This window comes from Nostoc sp. DedVER02, from assembly GCF_034530675.2.
Taxonomy (GTDB): Bacteria; Cyanobacteriota; Cyanobacteriia; order Cyanobacteriales; family Nostocaceae; genus Nostoc.
In genome coordinates this window covers 1-1,048 of sequence record NZ_JAVRCP020000084.1, presented here as the reverse complement: position 1 = coordinate 1,048, position 1,048 = coordinate 1, and the positions used below count along the sequence as shown (strand labels likewise).

Below are 1,048 nucleotides of genomic sequence, written 5' to 3'. Positions count from 1 at the left end.
ACTCACATCTTGCATCTGGAAATATGAATGTCAAAACCACAACTAAGTGCAAGGAAAGATAGGCGTTCAATATCAAGTAAAAGAACAGACACAACTATTTGAGGGAAAATAGATTCTAGGGCAATTTTTGCAGCCTGACCCCAATCAGGTGGTGATCCAGACTGAATATAGAGATAAGTCCAATGAGTGATGAGGTAAGCGGTCAGAGAAAGAATCAGCCAGCGATACATACCAAGGAGAGAACCCTGTCCAAAACGGTGCAAACCGAAACGATGCTTTGCAGTTTTAAACCATCCCTCAATCTGCCAACGACGCTTACCCCACCACTTAAGAGTAGAAGCTTTAATGGGTCGAGTAGACAAAACAAAACGTTTTTCTAATTTGCCGTTATCACGCTTTAAGTAATACCAAGATACGGTAACAGGAAACTTTAAACCAACTAACCGAACTTGTTGTCCTTGTTGATGTAGATGTCTTAAAAGTCTGCCATCAGTTAACTTACGATTAATAGCTACGCCTGTAACTGCATGACAATAACATCTTTAAAACTGTTTGTAATGTTTGATTGCGAACAATACGAATCATTTCTCTTGTTGACCAAGGATTAACATTTAAAAATCGGCTTAATGCACTTGGAGATTTTGTTTGACTATGTTCAGGTAGAGGATATCCTTGTGCGTTTAAGAATAATCCCAGCATTGCCTCTAGATTATCTTTTTGGTACTGGGTCGGCATCAGTTGTTTGAGGTTGTAAACTAGGTCTTGGGCGTGGGCAAGCATTGTCTTGCTAATTTACGAATACATTTCACGCCCTTTCTCTCATGCTTTTAGCCTCATAGCAAATCCAACATTTACGATCGCACTTTCAGATGACGCTTTTTGCGTCATCTGAGTATCTTGTTATCTTGGAATCGCTTAAGTAGTATTACTGTTTATTTCAAATATATTATAACTTGCTCATACTTAAATAGCATTCTTCTTTTACTGTTAGATTTTGCGCTCTTTATCTACCTTTTACGGGTTTATTCGGTTAGGTGCAAGATATGAG

General features: G+C 38.5%; 2 protein-coding genes. Both read right to left on the bottom strand.

Going from position 1 to position 1,048, the window contains the following annotated elements; all coding sequences use genetic code 11:
- Positions 1-2: 2 nt before the first annotated feature.
- Complete coding sequence (locus RMZ41_RS31945) at positions 3-362, bottom strand: hypothetical protein (RefSeq protein WP_322644120.1); 360 nt, start codon at positions 360-362, stop codon at positions 3-5.
- A gap of 142 nt (positions 363-504) precedes the next feature.
- Positions 505-780: a hypothetical protein gene (locus tag RMZ41_RS31940; protein WP_322644119.1), complete on the bottom strand. Its 276-nt coding sequence runs from the start codon at positions 778-780 to the stop codon at positions 505-507.
- Between the last annotated feature and the right edge of the window lie 268 nt (positions 781-1,048).